At 70.7% G+C, this 19408-nt stretch carries 17 protein-coding genes; 14 read left to right on the forward strand and 3 right to left on the reverse strand.

Going from position 1 to position 19408, the window contains the following annotated elements:
* The first annotated feature begins 82 nt into the window (after window positions 1–82).
* From ftsW to QCN29_RS14145, 9 genes are all read left to right on the forward strand, one after another.
* Entirely contained in the window at window positions 83–1468 is a 1386-nt protein-coding gene (ftsW, locus tag QCN29_RS14105; RefSeq protein ID WP_279928410.1) for a putative lipid II flippase FtsW, read from the forward strand.
* A 6-nt stretch (window positions 1469–1474) separates the two neighbouring features.
* Window positions 1475–2560 carry an undecaprenyldiphospho-muramoylpentapeptide beta-N-acetylglucosaminyltransferase gene (murG, locus tag QCN29_RS14110; RefSeq protein ID WP_240139793.1) on the forward strand — a complete coding sequence of 362 codons (1086 nt, stop codon included), beginning with the start codon at window positions 1475–1477 and terminating at the stop codon, window positions 2558–2560.
* Between the two features lie 65 nt (window positions 2561–2625).
* Window positions 2626–3444, forward strand: coding sequence for a cell division protein FtsQ/DivIB (locus QCN29_RS14115; protein ID WP_279928258.1), 819 nt, complete (start codon window positions 2626–2628; stop codon window positions 3442–3444).
* A 277-nt stretch (window positions 3445–3721) separates the two neighbouring features.
* On the forward strand, window positions 3722–4945 hold the full coding sequence (gene ftsZ, locus QCN29_RS14120) for a cell division protein FtsZ (RefSeq protein WP_279928259.1): 1224 nt from the start codon (window positions 3722–3724) through the stop codon (window positions 4943–4945).
* Window positions 4942–5682 (forward strand): peptidoglycan editing factor PgeF, encoded by a 741-nt coding sequence (gene pgeF / locus QCN29_RS14125; RefSeq protein WP_279928261.1) that lies wholly within the window; start codon window positions 4942–4944, stop codon window positions 5680–5682. The genes ftsZ and pgeF overlap by 4 nt, the downstream gene beginning before the upstream one ends.
* On the forward strand, window positions 5679–6398 hold the full coding sequence (locus QCN29_RS14130) for a YggS family pyridoxal phosphate-dependent enzyme (RefSeq protein ID WP_279928262.1): 720 nt from the start codon (window positions 5679–5681) through the stop codon (window positions 6396–6398). Before pgeF ends, QCN29_RS14130 begins: the two co-directional genes overlap by 4 nt.
* Window positions 6399–6538: 140 nt before the next feature.
* Window positions 6539–7144, forward strand: coding sequence for a cell division protein SepF (gene sepF, locus QCN29_RS14135; RefSeq protein WP_240139788.1), 606 nt, complete (start codon window positions 6539–6541; stop codon window positions 7142–7144).
* Between the two features lie 70 nt (window positions 7145–7214).
* The gene (locus tag QCN29_RS14140; RefSeq protein ID WP_240139787.1) at window positions 7215–7502 is read left to right on the forward strand and encodes a YggT family protein; all 288 of its coding nucleotides are present in this window, start codon (window positions 7215–7217) and stop codon (window positions 7500–7502) included.
* Between the two features lie 58 nt (window positions 7503–7560).
* A complete protein-coding gene (locus tag QCN29_RS14145) occupies window positions 7561–8655 on the forward strand; it encodes a DivIVA domain-containing protein (protein ID WP_279928264.1) in 1095 nt (364 codons plus the stop codon).
* Window positions 8656–9015: 360 nt separating this feature from the next.
* Here QCN29_RS14145 and ileS read toward each other — a convergent pair whose 3' ends face one another.
* Complete coding sequence (gene ileS / locus QCN29_RS14150) at window positions 9016–12186, reverse strand: isoleucine--tRNA ligase (protein ID WP_279928265.1); 3171 nt, start codon at window positions 12184–12186, stop codon at window positions 9016–9018.
* 585 nt (window positions 12187–12771) lie between these two features.
* Here ileS and QCN29_RS14155 point away from each other — a divergent pair.
* Genes QCN29_RS14155 through QCN29_RS14170 form a run of 4 tightly spaced genes read left to right on the forward strand, consistent with a single transcriptional unit; the run spans window position 12772 to window position 16026 of the window.
* Window positions 12772–13941, forward strand: a complete 1170-nt coding sequence (locus QCN29_RS14155) for a TraR/DksA family transcriptional regulator (protein WP_279928266.1) — start codon at window positions 12772–12774, stop codon at window positions 13939–13941.
* Between the two features lie 59 nt (window positions 13942–14000).
* Complete coding sequence (gene lspA, locus QCN29_RS14160; RefSeq protein ID WP_240139783.1) at window positions 14001–14561, forward strand: signal peptidase II; 561 nt, start codon at window positions 14001–14003, stop codon at window positions 14559–14561.
* A 17-nt stretch (window positions 14562–14578) separates the two neighbouring features.
* Window positions 14579–15520 carry an RluA family pseudouridine synthase gene (locus tag QCN29_RS14165; RefSeq protein ID WP_279928268.1) on the forward strand — a complete coding sequence of 314 codons (942 nt, stop codon included), beginning with the start codon at window positions 14579–14581 and terminating at the stop codon, window positions 15518–15520.
* A complete protein-coding gene (locus tag QCN29_RS14170; protein ID WP_279928269.1) occupies window positions 15517–16026 on the forward strand; it encodes a GNAT family N-acetyltransferase in 510 nt (169 codons plus the stop codon). Before QCN29_RS14165 ends, QCN29_RS14170 begins: the two co-directional genes overlap by 4 nt.
* A 102-nt stretch (window positions 16027–16128) precedes the next feature.
* Here the strand turns inward: QCN29_RS14170 and QCN29_RS14175 are convergent, their stop codons facing one another.
* A complete protein-coding gene (locus tag QCN29_RS14175; protein ID WP_279928270.1) occupies window positions 16129–17232 on the reverse strand; it encodes a mechanosensitive ion channel family protein in 1104 nt (367 codons plus the stop codon).
* A gap of 30 nt (window positions 17233–17262) precedes the next feature.
* Here QCN29_RS14175 and QCN29_RS14180 point away from each other — a divergent pair, with 30 nt between their 5' ends.
* The gene (locus QCN29_RS14180) at window positions 17263–17832 is read left to right on the forward strand and encodes a dienelactone hydrolase family protein (RefSeq protein WP_279928271.1); all 570 of its coding nucleotides are present in this window, start codon (window positions 17263–17265) and stop codon (window positions 17830–17832) included.
* 334 nt (window positions 17833–18166) lie between these two features.
* Here QCN29_RS14180 and QCN29_RS14185 read toward each other — a convergent pair whose 3' ends face one another.
* Window positions 18167–19180 (reverse strand): zinc metalloprotease, encoded by a 1014-nt coding sequence (locus tag QCN29_RS14185; RefSeq protein WP_279928272.1) that lies wholly within the window; start codon window positions 19178–19180, stop codon window positions 18167–18169.
* Window positions 19181–19408: the final 228 nt, after the last annotated feature.

Raw genomic sequence — 19408 nt, forward strand, 5'->3', positions numbered from 1 at the left:
CCCGCCGGGAGCCGGGGACATCGCCGCGGTCCGAGCCGCGGCCCGGACCCTGCGGGAGCAACTCGCGGCGTCGGCGGAGCGCGTGCTGCCGGCTTTCGCACCCGTAGCCGCACCCGCCCTCGCCTCAGGCGGGGTCGTGCTGCGCAGCCGGACCGCGGCGGCGTCGCGGCGGCCGCCCGCACCCCGCGGCGGCGGGCGCGGACGCACCCCGGGCGTCCGCGGCCCCGCCGGGCTCGGGCGGGTGAAGAAGCTGTACGAGCAGGCCCGGCGGGCCTGGGACCGGCCGCTCACCGCGTACTACCTGATCCTCGGCAGTTCCCTGCTGCTGACCGTGCTCGGCCTGGTCATGGTCTACTCCGCGTCGATGATCCAGGCGCTGAACCTGTCGCTGCCGGCCTCGTACTTCTTCCGCAAGCAGTTCCTCGCCGCCGTCCTCGGCGCGGGACTGCTCTTCCTGGCCTCCCGGATGCCGGTCAGACTCCACCGGGCGCTGTCCTACCCCCTCCTGGTGGGCACGGTCTTCCTGATGGTGCTCGTCCAGATCCCCGGGATAGGGCATGCCGTCAACGGCAACCAGAACTGGATCCACCTCGGCGGCCCCTTCCAGCTGCAGCCCAGCGAGTTCGGCAAGCTGGCACTGATCCTGTGGGGCGCGGACCTGCTCGCCCGCAAGAACGACAAGCGGCTGCTGACCCAGTGGAAGCATCTGCTGGTGCCGCTCGTCCCCGTGGCCTTTATGCTCCTCGGCCTGATCATGCTCGGCGGGGACATGGGCACGGCCATGATCCTCACCGCCATCCTCTTCGGGCTGCTCTGGCTGGCCGGGGCGCCCACCAGGCTGTTCGTGGGCGTGCTCGCCGTCGCGGGGACCGTCGGCGCCCTGCTGATCGGCACCAGCCAGAACCGGATGGACCGGCTGTCCTGCGTCGGTGCGATCGAGCTGGGCCCGGAAGGCGAGTGCTGGCAGGCCGTGCACGGCATCTATGCTCTTGCCTCCGGCGGATGGTTCGGTTCCGGTCTCGGTGCGAGTGTGGAAAAATGGGGCCAACTCCCCGAACCGCACACCGACTTCATCTTCGCCATCGCCGGGGAGGAACTGGGCCTGGCGGGGACGCTGTCGGTGCTCGTTCTGTTCGCGGCTCTAGGCTATGCGGGTATCCGCGTGGCCGGACGCACGGAGGACCCCTTCGTACGGTACGCGGCGGGAGGAGTGACCACCTGGATCACGGCCCAGGCCGTGGTCAACATCGGTGCGGTGCTCGGTCTGCTGCCGATCGCCGGTGTCCCGCTCCCGCTGTTCTCCTACGGAGGGTCGGCCCTGCTGCCGACCATGTTCGCCGTCGGGCTGCTGATCGCCTTCGCGCGTCAGGATCCCGCCGCGAAAGCGGCCCTGGCCATGCGGAGGCCCGGGGTGAGATGGAAGACGATGAGACGGCGCGTCAAGAAGCGTCCGTCCGGAGAGCGGTGAATTTCGGTGCATGTCGTACTCGCCGGCGGGGGGACCGCCGGCCACATCGAGCCCGCGCTCGCCCTCGCGGACGCCCTGCGCAGGCAGGACCCGACCGTGGGGATCACGGCACTCGGCACGGAGCGCGGCCTGGAGACCAGGCTCGTGCCGGAGCGGGGCTATGAGCTGGCGCTCATCCCCGCCGTGCCGCTGCCGCGCAAGCCCACACCCGAGCTGATCACCGTGCCCGGGCGGCTGCGCGGCACCATCAAGGCCGCCGAGCAGGTCCTGGAGCGCACCAAGGCCGACTGCGTCGTCGGCTTCGGCGGCTATGTGGCGCTGCCCGGCTATCTGGCCGCCAAGCGCCTCGGCGTTCCCATCGTGATCCACGAGGCCAACGCCCGGCCGGGACTCGCCAACAAGATCGGTTCCCGCTACGCCAGCCAGGTCGCGGTCTCCACCCCCGACAGCAAGCTGCGCGGCGCCCGCTACATCGGCATCCCGCTGCGCCGCTCCATCGCCACCCTCGACCGCGCCCAGGTGCGCCCCGAGGCGCGAGCGGCCTTCGGGCTCGACCCCCACCTCCCCACGCTCCTGGTCTCCGGGGGCTCCCAGGGCGCGCGCCGCCTCAACGAGGTCGTCCAGCAGATCGCCCCGGTGCTCCAGCGCTCCGGCATCCAGATCCTGCACGCGGTCGGCCCCAAGAACGAAGTGCCACACGTGGACAACATGCCCGGGATGCCGCCGTACCTCCCGGTACCGTACGTGGACCGGATGGATCTCGCCTATGCCGCGGCCGACATGATGCTCTGCCGCGCGGGCGCGATGACCGTCGCCGAACTCTCCGCCGTCGGGCTCCCCGCCGCCTATGTCCCGCTGCCGATCGGCAACGGCGAGCAGCGGCTCAACGCCCAGCCGGTGGTCAAGGCCGGCGGCGGGCTGCTGGTCGACGACGCCGAGCTGACCCCCGAGTGGGTGCAGGGCAATGTGCTCCCGGTGCTCGCCGATCCGCACCGGCTGTACGAGATGTCCCGCGCGGCCTCGGAGTTCGGCCGCAGGGACGCCGACGAGCTGCTCGTCGGCATGGTGTACGAGGCGATCTCCGCACGCTGAGGTGCGCGCGGGCGCTTCCCCCGGGACGCACCCGCGGGGAAGCCGGGCCGGAAGGAGACCGGAGCGTGGCCGGACGGACTGCTGCCGCACAGCGCGGGGAACGGGCACGCTCCGACGGCCCCTCCGACTCGGGTTCCGGCCCGGCCGTCCGCCCGCCGCGCCCCCGGCATCCAGCCGGCCGGCTGCCCGGTCCCCGCACCCTGCTCATCGCTCTCGCCGCGCTGGCCCTGACCGCCGGCGCGGTCTGGCTGCTGTACGGCTCGGAGTGGCTGCGTGTGGAGCGGGTGCGCACGACCGGCGCCCAGGTGCTCACCCCGGGGGAGGTGCGGGCGGCCGCCGAGGTCCCCATGGGCGCGCCGCTTGTCTCGGTGGACGCGGACGCCGTGGAGGCGCGGCTGCGCAAGAGGCTCCCGCGCATCCACTCGGTGGAGGTGGTGCGGTCGTGGCCGAGTACCGTCGTTCTCGAAGTGCGGGAGCGCCGCCCTGTCCTGGTGCTGGAGAAGAGCGACGCATTCGTCGAAGTGGACGCCGAGGGCGTTCGTTTCGCGACGGTGGCCAGGGCCCCCCGGGGCGTGCCTCTTCTGGAACTCGACGCGGACTCCTCGCCGAGCCTGCGGCGCTTCGGCGTCGAACGGCTCGTCACGGAAGCCGTACGGGTCCGGGGCGAGCTTCCCGCGGACGTCGTCGAGGCGACCCGCACCATAGTGGTCCGCTCGTACGACCATATTTCAGTCGAGTTGGCCGATGGTCGGACCGTGGCGTGGGGGAGCGGTGAGCAGGGGCCCGCGAAGGCACGGGCGCTCACGGCGCTTATGAAAGCACAGCCGCGTGCGCGGCACTTCGATGTGAGCGCTCCTACCGCCCCTGCGGCATCGGGGAGTTGACGCACATACGTGCTGGCCAGCACCCTGGTTGGTCAGCGCAAGCGCTGATCACATAGGGTGAAAAGAAAAACGGGAGGTTCGGCGTGTTCGTTGAACGTGCGCCACTTGTCGACTTAGTGTCCTGTTCGGAAGAGTCCAGCGAACGGACACACTGGTAACCCTGAAGTTCAACGTTAGGGTTTGGGTCGGCAATTCGGACCGCCCCATCGGCATCCGTCGTCGCGGCGCGGGCAACCGCGAAGCGGCGACACGTAACTCGAGGCGAGAGGCCTTCGACGTGGCAGCACCGCAGAACTACCTCGCAGTCATCAAGGTCATCGGTGTCGGCGGCGGTGGTGTCAATGCCATCAACCGAATGATCGAGGTCGGTCTCAAGGGCGTCGAGTTCATCGCGATCAACACAGACGCACAAGCCCTGTTGATGAGCGACGCCGACGTCAAGCTCGACGTCGGCCGCGAACTCACCCGCGGCCTGGGGGCCGGGGCCAACCCGGACGTCGGCCGGAAGGCGGCAGAGGACCACCGAGAGGAGATCGAGGAGGTCCTCAAGGGGGCCGACATGGTCTTCGTCACCGCGGGAGAGGGCGGCGGCACCGGCACCGGCGGCGCGCCGGTCGTGGCCAACATCGCGCGCTCGCTGGGCGCGCTGACCATCGGCGTGGTCACCCGACCCTTCACCTTCGAGGGCCGCCGCCGCGCCAATCAGGCCGAAGACGGCATCGCGGCCCTCCGCGAAGAGGTCGACACCCTCATCGTCATCCCGAACGACCGACTGCTCTCGATCTCGGACCGCCAGGTCAGCGTGCTGGACGCGTTCAAGTCCGCCGACCAGGTGCTCCTCTCCGGCGTCCAGGGCATCACCGACCTCATCACCACGCCCGGCCTGATCAACCTGGACTTCGCCGACGTCAAGTCGGTCATGTCCGAGGCGGGTTCGGCGCTCATGGGCATCGGCTCGGCACGCGGCGACGACCGCGCCGTGGCCGCGGCCGAGATGGCGATCTCCTCGCCGCTGCTGGAGGCGTCCATCGACGGCGCGCGCGGCGTGCTGCTGTCCATCTCCGGCGGGTCCGACCTCGGACTCTTCGAGATCAACGAAGCGGCCCAGCTGGTGAGCGAGGCGGCCCACCCCGAAGCCAACATCATCTTCGGCGCGGTCATCGACGACGCGCTGGGCGACGAGGTGCGGGTCACCGTGATCGCCGCAGGCTTCGACGGCGGCCAGCCCCCGGCCCGCCGGGAGAACGTGATCGGCTCCTCCTCCAGCAAGCGGGAGGAGCAGCCGGCGCCCGCCCCGGCGCGGACCCCCGCCGAGCCGCCGCGCACCTCCGGCGGCCTGGGCGCGGTGCCGCTGCGCGAGGAGCCGGCCGCCGCCCCGGCCGAGCCCGCCCCGGCGGCGAACGATCTCTCCGCCTCGGCCTCCTCCCCGCAGGTCCCGCCGGCCCGTCCGTACCAGGACAGCCCGGCGGAGGAGCTGGATGTCCCGGACTTCCTGAAGTGACCGTGCGGCCCGACGCGATACACGAGAGCGGCGCGCACTTCGCCTTCACCGACAGGTGGGGCGGGGTGAGCGCCGCTCCGTACGAGGAGCTCAACCTCGGCGGAGCGGTGGGCGACGACCCCGGAGCCGTGCGTGCCAACCGCGAGCTGGCGGCCAAGGCGCTCGGCCTTGACCCGGACGCGGTCGTCTGGATGAACCAGGTGCACGGCAAGGACGTCGCCGTCGTCGCGGGACCCTGGCCGGCCGGGCCGGCCACACCGGTCGACGCCGTGGTCACCGCCCGCCGAGGGCTCGCGCTCGCCGTGCTCACGGCCGACTGCACCCCCGTACTGCTGGCCGACCCGGTCGCAGGGGTGGCGGCGGCGGCCCATGCCGGCCGGCCCGGAATGGCCAAGGGCGTGGTGCCCGCCGCGGTCGAGGCGATGAGATCGCTGGGCGCGGAGCCCGGCCGCATCATCGCCCGCACCGGACCGGCCGTCTGCGGACGCTGCTACGAAGTTCCCCAACAGATGCGGGCGGACGTGGCCGCGGTCGAGCCGGCCGCCTGGTCCGAGACGAGTTGGGGCACCCCGGCCGTCGACGTCACCGCCGGTGTGCACGCCCAGCTCGAAGCGCTGGGCGTGCGGCGGCGTCACCGCTCGGGGATCTGCACCCTGGAGTCCAGGGACCACTACTCCTACCGACGCGACCGCACGACCGGGCGGCTCGCCGGATACGTCTGGCTGGATGAGGCATGACGGACCGCAAGACCGAGCTGGCCCGGAATCTGACCGCGGTGGAGGAACGTATCGCCACCGCGTGCGCGGCCGCCGGCCGGAAGCGGGAGGAAGTGACCCTCATCGTGGTCACCAAGACCTACCCCGCCGACGACGTCCGGCTGCTCCACGAGCTCGGGGTGCGGCATGTGGCGGAGAACCGCGACCAGGACGCGGCGCCGAAGGCCGCCGCCTGTTCGGATCTGGACCTCACCTGGCACTTCGTCGGACAGTTGCAGACCAATAAGGTGCGCTCTGTGGCGGGTTATGCCGATGTGGTGCAGTCGGTCGATCGGTTGAAGCTGGTGAACTCGCTCTCCGCGGCCGCCGTGCGCACCGGGCGTGAGCTGGGCTGCCTCATCCAGGTGGCGCTGGACGCCGAGTCCGGCCACCGGGGCGCCAGAGGGGGGGTGGCGCCGGACGGCATCGAGCAGTTGGCGGCGGCCGTGGCTGACGCGCCCGCACTGCGGCTCGACGGACTGATGACGGTCGCCCCGCTCGCCGGACCCTACGCCGGAAGACAACGGGCGGCGTTCGAGCGGCTGATGGAATTCTCATCCCGCCTGCGCTCGGGCCATCCTGCTGCAAACATGGTGTCAGCAGGGATGAGTGCGGACCTCGAGGACGCCGTGGCCGCCGGAGCGACACATGTGCGCATCGGCACTGCGGTACTCGGAGTCCGCCCCCGGCTCGGGTAACGTCGCGAAGCAAGTCGGACCACAGCAGAAAATATGGTCATTCCCGCTGAAACGGGACGGGCCGAGTGGATCGCGGGCACTTGGCGACGCTGCGATGTCTGTGACAAGGGCGATCCACCACAGAGCGGAGGACTCAGAGAATGGCCGGCGCTATGCGCAAGATGGCGGTCTACCTCGGCCTCGTGGAGGACGATGGGTACGACGGCCGGGGCTTTGACCCCGACGACGACTTCGAACCCGAGCCGGAGCCGGAGCGGGATCACCGCAGGCGCCAGCCCCCGCACCAGGTGGAGCGCGAGGAGCCGGTGCGTGCGGTGCAGCCGCCCGCGCCGCGCGACCCGGTGCCGCTTCCGGTGGAGAGCGGGCATGCGGCGCGAATCGCCCCAGTGGCATCTATCACACCCGAACGTCCGAGCCTGGAGAAGAACGCGCCGGTGATCATGCCCAAGGTCGTGTCCGAGCGGGAGGCCTACCGCATCACCACATTGCACCCCCGGACCTATAACGAGGCCCGTACCATCGGGGAACACTTCCGTGAGGGCACTCCGGTGATCATGAACCTCACGGAGATGGACGACACGGACGCAAAGCGACTTGTCGACTTTGCGGCCGGTCTGGTGTTCGGCCTGCATGGCAGCATTGAGCGGGTGACGCAGAAGGTGTTCCTGTTGTCTCCTGCTAACGTCGATGTCACGGCGGAGGACAAGGCCCGCATCGCAGAGGGCGGATTCTTCAACCAGAGCTGAGAACACGACACCGGGAACGACCCGGCCGACCGGCCGGAATCGACAGAGCCAGGGGAGAGGGAAGCGCGGGATGGGCGTGGCACTGGATGTGGTCTACATCGCGCTGGTGTGCTTCCTGGTCGTGCTGATCTTCCGGCTGGTCATGGACTATGTCTTCCAGTTCGCACGTTCATGGCAACCCGGCAAGGCGATGGTGGTCCTCTTGGAGGCCACCTACACTGTCACCGATCCACCGCTCAAGCTTCTGCGGCGGTTCATCCCGCCGCTGCGTCTCGGGGGCGTGGCACTCGACCTGTCCTTCTTCGTTCTGATGATCATCGTCTACATCCTCATCTCCATCGTGGGCAACGTGGGGTGATGGTTGTGAGCGATACGGTCTTGCCGACTGCCGACGACTACGTAGAGGTGAAGAAGAGATGCCGCTGACCCCCGAGGACGTGCGGAACAAGCAGTTCACGACCGTCCGTCTCCGAGAAGGCTATGACGAGGACGAGGTCGATGCGTTCCTCGACGAGGTCGAGGCCGAACTGACCCGCCTGCTCCGCGAGAACGAGGATCTGCGCGCCAAGCTGGCCGCTGCGACGCGCGCCGCCGCGCAGAACCAGCAGCAGGGGATGCGCAAACAGCAGGAGCCGCCGCAGGACCGCCAGGGCGGCGGTCCGGTGCCCGCCGCCATATCCGGACCACCGGTCCAGCAGCAGCCGCCGCAGATGGGCCCGCCCCAGCTGCCCGGTGGGGCTCCGCAGCTGCCGGCCGGTCCCAGCCACGGCGGACCGCAGGGTCCCCAGGGCCCGCACGGTCCCGGTCCCATGCAGGGCGGCCCCATGGGCGGACCGATGGGCGGCCCCATGGGCGGTCACGGCCCGCAGATGCCGCAGCCGGGCCAGGGTCCCGGCGGCGACAGCGCCGCCCGTGTGCTCTCGCTCGCCCAGCAGACCGCGGACCAGGCGATCGCGGAGGCCCGCTCCGAGGCCAACAAGATCGTCGGCGAGGCGCGCAGCCGCGCCGAGGGCCTGGAGCGCGACGCCCGTGCCAAGGCGGACGCGCTCGAGCGGGACGCGCAGGAGAAGCACCGTGTCGCCATGGGCTCCCTCGAGTCGGCGCGCGCCACGCTGGAGCGGAAGGTCGAGGATCTTCGCGGGTTCGAACGCGAGTACCGCACCCGTCTGAAGTCCTACCTGGAGAGCCAGCTGCGTCAGCTGGAGACCCAGGCGGACGACTCGCTGGCCCCGCCGCGAACCCCGGCGGCGGCGTCACTTCCGGCGTCCCCGTCGATGGCCCCGGCCGGCGCCGGCGCCCCCTCGTACGGCGGCAACCAGCCCATGGGCTCCGGCCCCTCGATGGGCGGCCACGGCGGCGGCTCCTCCAGCGGCCCGTCGTACGGCGGTCAGCAGCAGATGTCCCCGGCGATGACCCAGCCGATGGCGCCGGTGCGGCCGCAGGCGCCGCAGCCGATGCAGCAGGCGCCGTCGCCGATGCGGGGCTTCCTCATCGACGAGGACGACAGCTGAGGCGGGTGTACGCGCGCTGAGCGCGTAGCCGTCGGCAGGCATCAGAGGCCCGGGCCCGGTACGCATGCGTACCGGGCCCGGGCCTTGTTCTGCCCCTTGCCCGCCCCTTCCCGAAACTGGGGGCAGGCCTCCAAACCCCCCACGGCCTTCGGCCGTGTCCGCAAGCGCCGGACGGGCTGGATTCTCCAGCCTCGCCTGGGGGGACCTCCCAGCCATAGCTGGGGGAGTTTGAGGCGCGGGGTCTGCTGCGGAGCCCCAGGTTCGGGAAGGTGGCCAGGGGAAAAAGGTGGCCAGGGGAAAAGCGACAGGCCCGGCCACCTCGGGTGGCCGGGCCTGTCGGAGTCGCGGGGCGCGGGGCGCCTACGCCTTGCGGAGGCGGAAGGTCAGGGCCAGGGACTCGTCCGTGAAAGGCCTGCCATAGGCATCGTCGGCGTCGCCCTCCGCGAAGTCCGTCGCGAGCACCTCATCCGAGATCAGCTCCGCATGGTCGGCCAGCGCCGCCCGCACCTCCGCGTCCGCGGACCGCCACCGCAGGACGATCCGGTCGGCGACGTCGAGGCCGCTGTTCTTGCGGGCTTCCTGGATCAGCCGGATCGCGTCCCGCGCCAGCCCCGCGCGCCGCAGCTCCGGGGTGATCTCCAGGTCGAGGGCGACCGTGGCGCCGGAGTCGGAGGCGACGGACCAGCCCTCGCGCGGTGTCTCGGTGATGATGACCTCCTCCGGGGAGAGGGCGACCGTCTCACCGTCGACCTCGACCGAGGCCTCGCCGGAGCGCAGCGCCAGGGACAGCGCCGCCGCGTCCGCCTCGGCGATCACCTTGGCCACCGCCTGCACCCGCTTGCCGAAGCGCTTGCCCAGCGCCCGGAAGTTGGCCTTGGCCGTGGTGTCGACCAGCGATCCGCCGACCGCGGAGAGCGAGTCGAGGGAGGTGACGTTCAGCTCCTCGGTGATCTGCGCCCGCAGCCCATCGGACAGGGATTCGAATCCGGACGCCGCAACCAGCGCACGCGACAGCGGCTGACGGGTCTTGACTCCGGACTCGGCCCGCGTGGCCCGGCCCAGCTCGACCAGGCGTCGCACCAGGACCATCTGCTGCGAGAGCGTCGGGTCGACGGCCGAGAGGTCGGCCTCGGGCCAGTCGGCGAGGTGCACCGACTCCGGGGCGCCTGGCGTCACGGGCACCACGAGGTCCTGCCAGACCCGCTCGGTGATGAACGGCACGAGCGGCGCCATCAGCCGGGTCACCGTCTCGATCACGTCGTGCAGGGTCCGCAGCGCCGCGGCGTCGCCCTGCCAGAAGCGGCGGCGCGACCGGCGCACGTACCAGTTCGACATATCGTCGACGAACGCGGAGAGCAGCTTGCCGGCGCGCTGGGTGTCGTAGGAGTCCATGGCCTGGGTGACCTGGTCGGTCAGCGCGTGCAGCTCGGACAGCAGCCAGCGGTCGAGCACCGTGCGCTCGGCCGGGGCCGGGTCCGCCGCCGACGGCGCCCACCCGGACGTGCGCGCGTACAGGGCCTGGAAGGCGACCGTGTTCCAGTAGGTCAGGAGCGTCTTGCGGACGACTTCCTGGATCGTGCCGTGGCCCACGCGCCGCGCGGCCCACGGCGAGCCGCCGGCGGCCATGAACCAGCGCACCGCGTCCGCGCCGTGCTGGTCCATGAGCGGGATGGGCTGCAGGATGTTGCCCAGGTGCTTGGACATCTTGCGGCCGTCCTCGGCGAGGATGTGGCCCAGGCAGACCACGTTCTCGTACGACGACTTGTCGAAGACGAGCGTGCCGACCGCCATCAGCGTGTAGAACCAGCCACGGGTCTGGTCGATGGCCTCCGAGATGAACTGCGCCGGGTAGCGCTTCTCGAAGACGTCCTTGTTCTTGTAGGGGTAGCCCCACTGCGCGAACGGCATCGATCCCGAGTCGTACCAGGCGTCGATGACCTCGGGGACGCGGGTCGCGGTCTGCCGGCACTGCGGGCAGGGGAAGGTGACCTCGTCGATGAAGGGGCGGTGCGGGTCAAGGCCGGACTGGTCCCGGCCGGTCAGCTCCGTCAGCTCCGCGCGCGAGCCCACGCAGGTCAGATGGCCGTCCTCGCAGTGCCAGATCGGCAGCGGCGTGCCCCAGTAGCGGTTGCGGGACAGCGCCCAGTCGATGTTGTTGTTCAGCCAGTCGCCAAAGCGGCCCTGCTTGACCGACTCGGGGAACCAGTTGGTGCGCTCGTTCTCCTCCAGCAGCCGGTCCTTGATCGCGGTGGTGCGGATGTACCAGGACGGCTGGGCGTAGTAGAGCAGTGCGGTGTGGCAGCGCCAGCAGTGCGGATAGCTGTGCTCGTACGGGATGTGCCGGAACAGCAGGCCGCGGGCGTCCAGGTCCGCGGTGAGCGCCTCGTCAGCCTTCTTGAAGAAGACGCCGCCGACCAGCGGGACGCCCTCCTCGAAGGTGCCGTCGGGGCGGACCGGGTTCACCACGGGCAGGCCGTAGGCACGGCACACCTTGAGGTCCTCCTCACCGAAGGCGGGGGACTGGTGGACCAGACCCGTGCCGTCCTCGGTGGTGACGTATTCGGCGTTCACCACGAAGTGCGCCGTCCCCGGGCCGTGCTCGGCGCTTCCCTCGCCGGCGCTCGGGAAGTCCACGAGGGCGAAGGGGCGCTGGTACGTCCAGCGCTCCATCTCCGCGCCCCGGAAGCTCTGGCCGGTGGCTTCCCAGCCTTCGCCCAGTGCCTTCTCCAGCAGCGGCTCGGCGACGACCAGCTTCTCCTCGCCGTTCGTCGCCACGACGTAGGTGACATCGGGGTGGGCGGCCACGGCCGTGTTGGACACCAGGGTCCACGGGGTGGTCGTCCACACCAGGAGGGCCGCCTCGCCGGCCAGCGGTCCGGAGGTGAGCGGGAAACGGACGTATACGGAGGGGTCGACGACCGTCTCGTAGCCCTGCGCCAGCTCGTGGTCCGACAGCCCCGTCCCGCAGCGCGGGCACCAGGGCGCGACGCGGTGGTCCTGGACCAGCAGGCCCTTGTTGAAGATCTCCTTCAGGGACCACCAGACGGACTCGATGTACGAGGGGTTCATCGTGCGGTAGGCGTCGTCGAGGTCGGTCCAGTACCCCATGCGCGTCGTCAGCTCGGCGAACGCGTCCGTGTGGCGGGTCACCGACTCCCGGCACTTGGCGTTGAACTCCGCGATGCCGTAGGCCTCGATGTCCTTCTTGCCGGAGAAGCCGAGCTCCTTCTCGACGGCGAGCTCCACCGGCAGGCCATGGCAGTCCCAGCCCGCCTTGCGGGCCACGTGGTAGCCGCGCATCGTGCGGAAGCGGGGGAAGACGTCCTTGAAGACGCGTGCCTCGATGTGGTGCGCGCCGGGCATGCCGTTGGCTGTGGGCGGGCCCTCGTAGAACACCCACTCGGGGCGGCCCTCGGACTGCTCCAGGCTCTTGGCGAAGATCTTGGCCTCGTGCCAGAAGTCGAGCACGGCGTGCTCGAGCGCGGGCAGGTCGACCTGGGCGGGCACCTGACGGTACTGGGGTGGTGTCATCGACGAGCTCCTCCAACGGACATTCGCTGTTCCGCCGGAGGGACGAGAGCGCCTGATGCGTGCTCCCGCGGTACCACCCTCCTTGGCCCGCCGGCCAAGCCGGTGAGCCCCCTCATTGAGGCCGCGACGCCGGTTCTACTCACCCCGGGGCGTCAGGAAGGGCCCGGGGCTTTCTTCCGGCGGCTCAGGGGTGATGCTTCACATCGCGCTCGCCCCCGGGCTCGCACCGTCCCCGGGTCGCTCATGGCTGCGTACGACGCTACTCGTCCCCATCGTAACCTTTCGCACCGCCCAGTGTACGGGGCGGCCGGGGCACTGTCGGACCGGTTTTCCCGACGAGCCCCGCGCGGCGGCCGGGCGGTGCGTGGTTGACCCGAATGGTCATATGACGTCCTGCGGGGTCCGGTGTCCCCCGAGTGGCGGATTACGCGGCGGGGAGCTGGGCACAACGGATGCAGGCTCGACTCGTCGCGGTCAGAGGGCGGGCTGAACCGGCGGCGTGCCCCGTTGCCGAGGGGCTGGGGTCGATTTATCGTCCCAGCACGATTCGCGAGCAAGATCACAATATGTGAAGGGGCCGCGGCCATGGTGGCGAAGAAGACCGCCGAGAAGAAAGCGGCGGCTGCGAAGGGACCGGGCGGCACGAAGGGCGCGGCCGCCAAGAAGGCCGCGAGCGGGACGGGCGGAGGGTCGGCGGCGAAGAAGACGACGGCGAAGGCGACGAAGCAGACTGCGGAGAAGGCGACCGTCGCGAGAAGGACGGCTGCCAAGACCGCGGCGAAGAAGGCGACGGCCGCCAAGAAGGGCGCCGCCGAGGAGTCGGCTCCGGCGAAGAATGCGGAGACCGGGAAGAAGGCGGCCAAGAAGACCGTCGCGAAGAAGGCGGCGGCCAGGAAGACGGCCGCGAAGAAGACGGCGAAGGCCGCAACCGCGGCGAAGAAGACCGCGGCGAAGAAGACCGCGGCCAAGAAGACCGCGGCCAAGAAGACCGCGGCGAAGAAGACGACGGCGAAGAAGACGACCGCCCAGAAGACCACGGCCAAGAAGTCGCCGCCGACGAAGACCGCGGCGAAGAAGACGACGGCGAAGAAGACGACCGCCCAGAAGACCACGGCCAAGAAGTCGCCGCCGACGAAGACCGCGGCGAAGAAGACGACCGCCGCGAAGAAGTCCGCCACCGCCAGGAAGGCGGCGCAGAAGACGCCGGCCGGCAAGGCCGGCGCGAAGAAGGCCGCAGCCGCGGCCCAGGGGGCGGCCCAGGCCGCACAGCAGACAGGAGCCAGGACGGTGGCAGCCAAGAAGACCGCAGAGACGAGCACCGCCGTGCCCACGGCCGGCACCGCCGCCGGGACGCCGCCCGGGGAACTCGCGGTGCGCCCCGGCGAGGAGCCGTGGACGCCCGCGGAGATCGCCGAGGCCCGCGCGGGACTGCAGAGCGAGTACGGCCGGCTGACTGCGGAGATCATCGCCGCGGAAGAGGCGCTGGAAGGGCTGATGCGGGACTCCGGCGAGGGAGCGGGCCACGACGACGCCGACACCGGGGCCAAGAACATCACACGGGAGCACGAGCTGGCCCTCGCCGCCAACGCCCGGGAGATGCTGCTGCAGACCGAGCATGCGCTGGAGCGGCTGGACGCGGGCACCTACGGCCTCTGTGAGAACTGCGGCAAGCCGATCGGCAAGCACCGGATGCAGGCATTCCCCCGCGCCACGCTCTGTGTGGAGTGCAAGCAGAAGCAGGAACGCCGAGGCTGACTCCGCACGTGTGTGCCGTACCCTCGACGTCAGTCAGGCACCTAGGTTGAGGGACTCACGTGGCAGAGGCGGAGCGCACCATCGGTACGCCGGATGTGGACGACGAGGCTGCGGCGCCCGCAGAGCAGCCCAAGGGCAAGCGCAAGATCGCCATGCTGCTCGGGGTGGCGGTCTTCGCCTACTTGCTGGACCTCGGCAGCAAGATGATCGTGGTGGCCAAGCTGGAGCACCACGAGCCGATCGAGATCATCGGGGATCTGCTGAAGTTCGAAGCCGTCCGCAACCCCGGAGCCGCCTTCGGCATCGGCGAGGCGTTCACCGTGATCTTCACACTGATCGCGGCGGTGGTGATCGTCGTGATCGTCCGACTGGCGCGCAAGCTCTACAGCACGCCCTGGGCGATCGCCCTCGGTCTGCTGCTGGGCGGTGCGCTGGGCAATCTCACCGACCGGCTCTTCCGTTCGCCCGGGGTCTTCGAGGGAGCGGTCGTCGACTTCATCGCGCCCGCGCACTTCGCCGTCTTCAATCTCGCCGACTCCGCGATCGTCTGCGGAGGCTTCCTGATCGTGATCCTCTCCTTCAGGGGTCTCGACCCCGACGGGACCGTGCACAAGGACTGACAAGGCATACTCGTCGGGTGAGCACGATTCCCGAGATCCGCACCCTGCCCGTACCCGACGGACTGGAGGGCGAGCGCGTCGACGCCGCCATCTCCCGTATGTTCGGGTTCTCCCGCACCAAGGCGGCCGATCTGGCCGCGGCCGGGAAGGTACAGGTCGACGGCTCGGTGGTGGGCAAGTCCGAGCGGGTCCGCGGCGGTGCGTGGCTCGAGGTGGAGATGCCGCAGGCGCCCGCGCCGGTGCAGGTCGTGGCGGAGCCCGTCGAGGGCATGGAGATCGTCCATGACGACGACGACATCGTCGTGATCGTCAAACCGGTGGGTGTGGCCGCCCACCCGAGCCCCGGCTGGAGCGGGCCCACGGTGATCGGCGGCCTCGCGGCGGCCGGGTACCGGATCTCGACGTCCGGCGCCGCGGAGCGGCAGGGCATCGTGCACCGGCTGGACGTGGGCACTTCCGGACTGATGGCGGTCGCCAAGTCGGAGCGCGCGTACACGCTGCTCAAGCAGCAGTTCCGGGACCGCACGGTCGACAAGCGCTACCACGCGCTGGTGCAGGGGCACCCTGATCCGCTGAGCGGGACGATCGACGCGCCGATCGGCCGCCACCCCAGCCACGACTACAAGTGGGCGGTGACGGCGGACGGCAAGCCGTCGGTGACGCACTACGACCTGATCGAGGCGTACCGCGCCGCGTCCCTGCTGGACATCAAGCTGGAAACCGGCCGTACGCACCAGATCCGGGTGCACATGGCCGCACACCGGCACCCGTGCGTGGGCGATCTGACCTATGGCGCCGACCCGACCATGGCCAAGCGGCTGGGGCTGACCCGGCAGTGGCTGCACGCGGTGCGGCTGGGCTTCGAGCACCCGGCGGACGGCCGGTGGGTCGAGTACGCGAGCGACTACCCCGAGGATCTCCAGTCGGCCCTGGACAAGATCGTCGCAGAGAGCGCGTGACCGGCGACGCATCCTCCGACGCAGCGCCGGTCGGCCTCCCGTACACGGTGCGGGTGGCCGACGGCCCCGCCGACCGTGAGGCGTGTTTCGCGGTCCGCAGGGAGGTGTTCGTCGCCGAGCAGCAGGTGCCTGAGGAGCTCGAGTACGACGCGTACGACGCCGAGGGCCTGGACACCGTGCATGTGCTGGCAGTCTCCGGCGACGGACGGCCGCTGGGGACGGGCCGGCTGCTGCACGGCCCCCCGGCGCTGGAGCGCACCGGCGGCGACCCGGCCGTCGGCTCGCTCGGCCGGCTCGCGGTGAGCCGCGCGGCGCGCGGACTGGGCGTGGGCGCCGCGCTGGTGCGGGCGATCGAGGACGCGGCGCGGGCCCGCGGTCTGGCCGCCGTGGACCTGCATGCGCAGACCCAGGCGCTCGGCTTCTACGAGCGGCTGGGATATGCGGCGTACGGGCCGGAGTTGCAGGACGCGGGCATCGCGCATCGCGCCATGCGCAAGCCGCTGTAGCGCGCGTGCCGCACGCGGCGAACCGGGGACGGATCGGGAGATCGTGGACCGGGCGCTGAGGCGTTCGGACGTTCGCAGCCTGCGGTGGGCCCTGCGGCGGCTTCAGTCGCGGCTCGGGACCGGCGGCGGGGGGCCGCCCGAAGAGCCCGCCGGCCCGGGCGACTCGGGAGGCTCCACGGCGGAGGCCGTCGCGATGCGCGGGAGCGCGTAGGGGTGTTCCTCGGCGAGCCAGGTGATCATCCGCTCCCGCACCTCGCACCGCGCCGTCCAGATGTCGTTCCCGTCCTTCGCCGTCATCATCGCCCGCACCTGCATCGTGTTCGGCGTGGTGTCCGTGACGACCAGACTCCAGCCGCGGCCGTCCCACGCCGCGCACTCCCCGAGGATCTCGCGCAGCTTCTCGCGCATCAGGGCGACCGGCGCACGGTGGTCGAGATGGAAGAAGACGGTGCCCGTCATCTCGGGGCTGACGCGCGACCAGTTCTCGAACGGCTTGCTGGTGAAGTAGGACACCGGCATCGTGATGCGCCGCTCGTCCCAGGTCCGCACGGACAGGAATGTCAGCGTCACCTCCTCGATGACGCCCCACTCCCCGTCCACCACCACCGTGTCCCCGATGCGCACCATGTCGCCGAAGGCGATCTGGAAGCCGGAGAAGAGGTTCCCCAGCGTGGACTGGGCGGCGACGCCCGCGATGATGCCGATGATGCCCGCAGAAGCCAGCACCGACGCCCCGAACTTCTCCATGCCCGGGAAGGTCAGCAGCATCGACGCGATCGCCACCACCACGATCAGCGCCGTGACGACCCGCATCAGCAGCGTGACCTGGGTGCGCACCCGCCGCAGCCGGGCCGTGTCGCGTGTCGTGGCCGCATAGCGGGCGTACGTCGACTCCACGGCCGCCGAGATGATCCGCACCACCAGCCAGGCCCCGGCCGCGATCAGCACCAGGGTCAGGGCATGGCCGATGCCCGCCCGGTGGTCTTGGATCCACTCCCAGTGGATCTGCAGGTAGGACGCGCGCAGCAGCACGGTGAGCACGACCACCTGGAGGGGCAGCCGGCAGCGGCGCAGCAGATCCCACAGGGGGGTCTCGGGGTGGCGGGCGTCGGCGCGGCGCAGCAGCCGGTCCACGACCCAGCCGAGCAGCAGGGTGAGGACGACCGAGCCGCCGACGACGCCCAGGGGGCGCAGGACGTTCTCCATGGCTCCGAAACTAACTGGCAGGATGGCCGAATGAACATCATGCTTTTCCATTCGGTCTACGGTCTGCGCCCGGCCGTTCACGCGGCGGCGGACCGGCTGCGTGCCGCCGGGCACCAGGTGCGCGTGCCCGACCTGTACGAAGGTCAAACCGCCGAATCCGTCGAGGCGGGCCGTGCGATCAAGGACCGGATCGGCAAGGAGGAGCTGCTTCACAGGGCGATCGCGGCGGCCGCCCCGCACTCGGACGAAGGGCTGGTGTACGCCGGGTTCTCGCTGGGCGCGGCGATCGCGCAGAACCTGGCCCTGGGCGACGAGAAGGCGTGCGGGCTGCTGCTCCTGCACGGCACCTCGGACCTGGCGGAGGAGGCGAGGGCCGACGAACTGCCCGTACAGCTGCACATCGCGTCCCCGGACCCGTTCGAGCCCGACGACTGGCTGAATGCGTGGTATCTGCAAATGCAGCGGACCGGGGCCGATGTGGAGATCTACCGCTATCAGGGGGCGGGGCACCTCTACACCGACCCGGACCTCCCGGACTACGACGCGGCCGCCGCCGATCTGACCTGGCGTACGGCGCTGGGCTTCCTCGCCACCCTCTAGCGGTCGCCGTCAACATCCTTGTCGCGCGGGGCCCTGGCCCGGCGCTCGCGGGCGGCCCTGCCCGACGACTGGGGGACGGAGGCGAGCCGTGCGGCCCGGCTGTCGGCCAGGCCGTGGAGGCCCGCGTCGGAGGCCCGCGTCGGAGGCCGGCCGGTTCCGGGGGACGCACCTGCTTGAGGCCCGCTTCGCGGTGCAGGGCGGCGCCCCGGGCCCGCCATACGGTGCCCGCCCCGCCGCTGCCGAGCCGTTCCCGCAGCTCGAACCTCTCGTCGATCACGTCCCCCGGCGCACTCATGGCGTCAGGTCAGAGGACGCCCGGCGGCCTGCGGCACGGTCAGCTCGACCGGTACGCGGCCCAGTGCTCCTGCATCCGCTGCACCTGGCCCGAGGTGAACTGGTACATGCAGGAGTCGTAGGTGTAGTCCATGAAGTTGTGGATCGGGTCCACACCGGGCTTGCGGGTGCAGGAGTCACGGCCTGTCGGGCACTCGAACGCCGGGCTCGCCTCGGGCGCGGTGTCGTCGACGTAGTCGCCCCTGCCATTGCAGCCGCCCTGGAAGGTGTGGTACAGGCCCATCCAGTGGCCGACTTCGTGTGTGCCGGTGTCACCCTCGTTGTAGTTGCCGGCCGAGCCGCCGGGGAGCGACTCGTCGAGGACGACCACGCCGTCGTCCTTCGGGTGGGACCGGTAGTCGGTCGGGAAGGTGGCCCAGCCGAGGAGCCCGTCGCTGAGGTTGGCGGTGTAGAAGTTCAGCGTGCCCGCGCCGCCTCGGCGCAGGGAGGACTTCATGGCGGCCTCCTCGGCCGAGCCGGGCGCCAGGCCGCTGTACCAGGACGCGTTGTCCGTGTAGTCCGTACCCTCCAGCGAGAACTGGAAGCGGGAGTCGGCGTTGCCTTCGCCCTCGCCGCCGAAGGCCGAGTTGAGCACCTGCATCTGCCTGCCGATGTCGGCGGCCGTGAGCTTGCCGGTCGTGCCGTCGTGGATGACGTGGAAGTAGACGGGGACGGTGGTCACACCGGCCGGAGCGGTGAGCCCGCGGGCGTTGGTCCGTATCGCGTCGAGCTTCTTTCTGAGGTCCGCCTCCATCGCTTTCGCCTTGGCCGCGCTGACCTCGTTGGGCTCATTGGCGTGTGCGCTGCCGGGCCGTGACTCGCGGGCCGCGGAGGCGGGTGCGCCGCCGTGCTCGTCCGCGCCCTCGACGCACTCCTCCGCAGCCGTCGCCGACGGCTGGGCGGCGGCGACTCCGGACGGGGCCGACAGGGGGACGAACGCCAGGGTTCCGGCCATGACGGCGGTGCCGAGCGCTCTGCGGCGCAGACGGGGGGATATTCGGGCAAGCACACGCATGCTGGCTCCTCGCGGGGGGTTGGGACGAGGTTTTCCTCGTCGTGGCGGGGAGATTACGTGGCCATGCCAGACGTCGATGAGAAGTGATCTGGCCCAATCGATCCTGCGGTGAAACGGGTTATTCGGTAGAAAACTTCTGGACGTTCCGAGGTTTGAGCCAAGGGACGTAACAAAGGCGGAAACAACGGCGGGTGGTGTGTCCGCATTCGGGACGCGGAACGCACCACC

The sequence above is a fragment of the Streptomyces chengmaiensis genome (assembly GCF_029846775.1).
Lineage (GTDB): Bacteria > Actinomycetota > Actinomycetes > Streptomycetales > Streptomycetaceae > Streptomyces > Streptomyces chengmaiensis.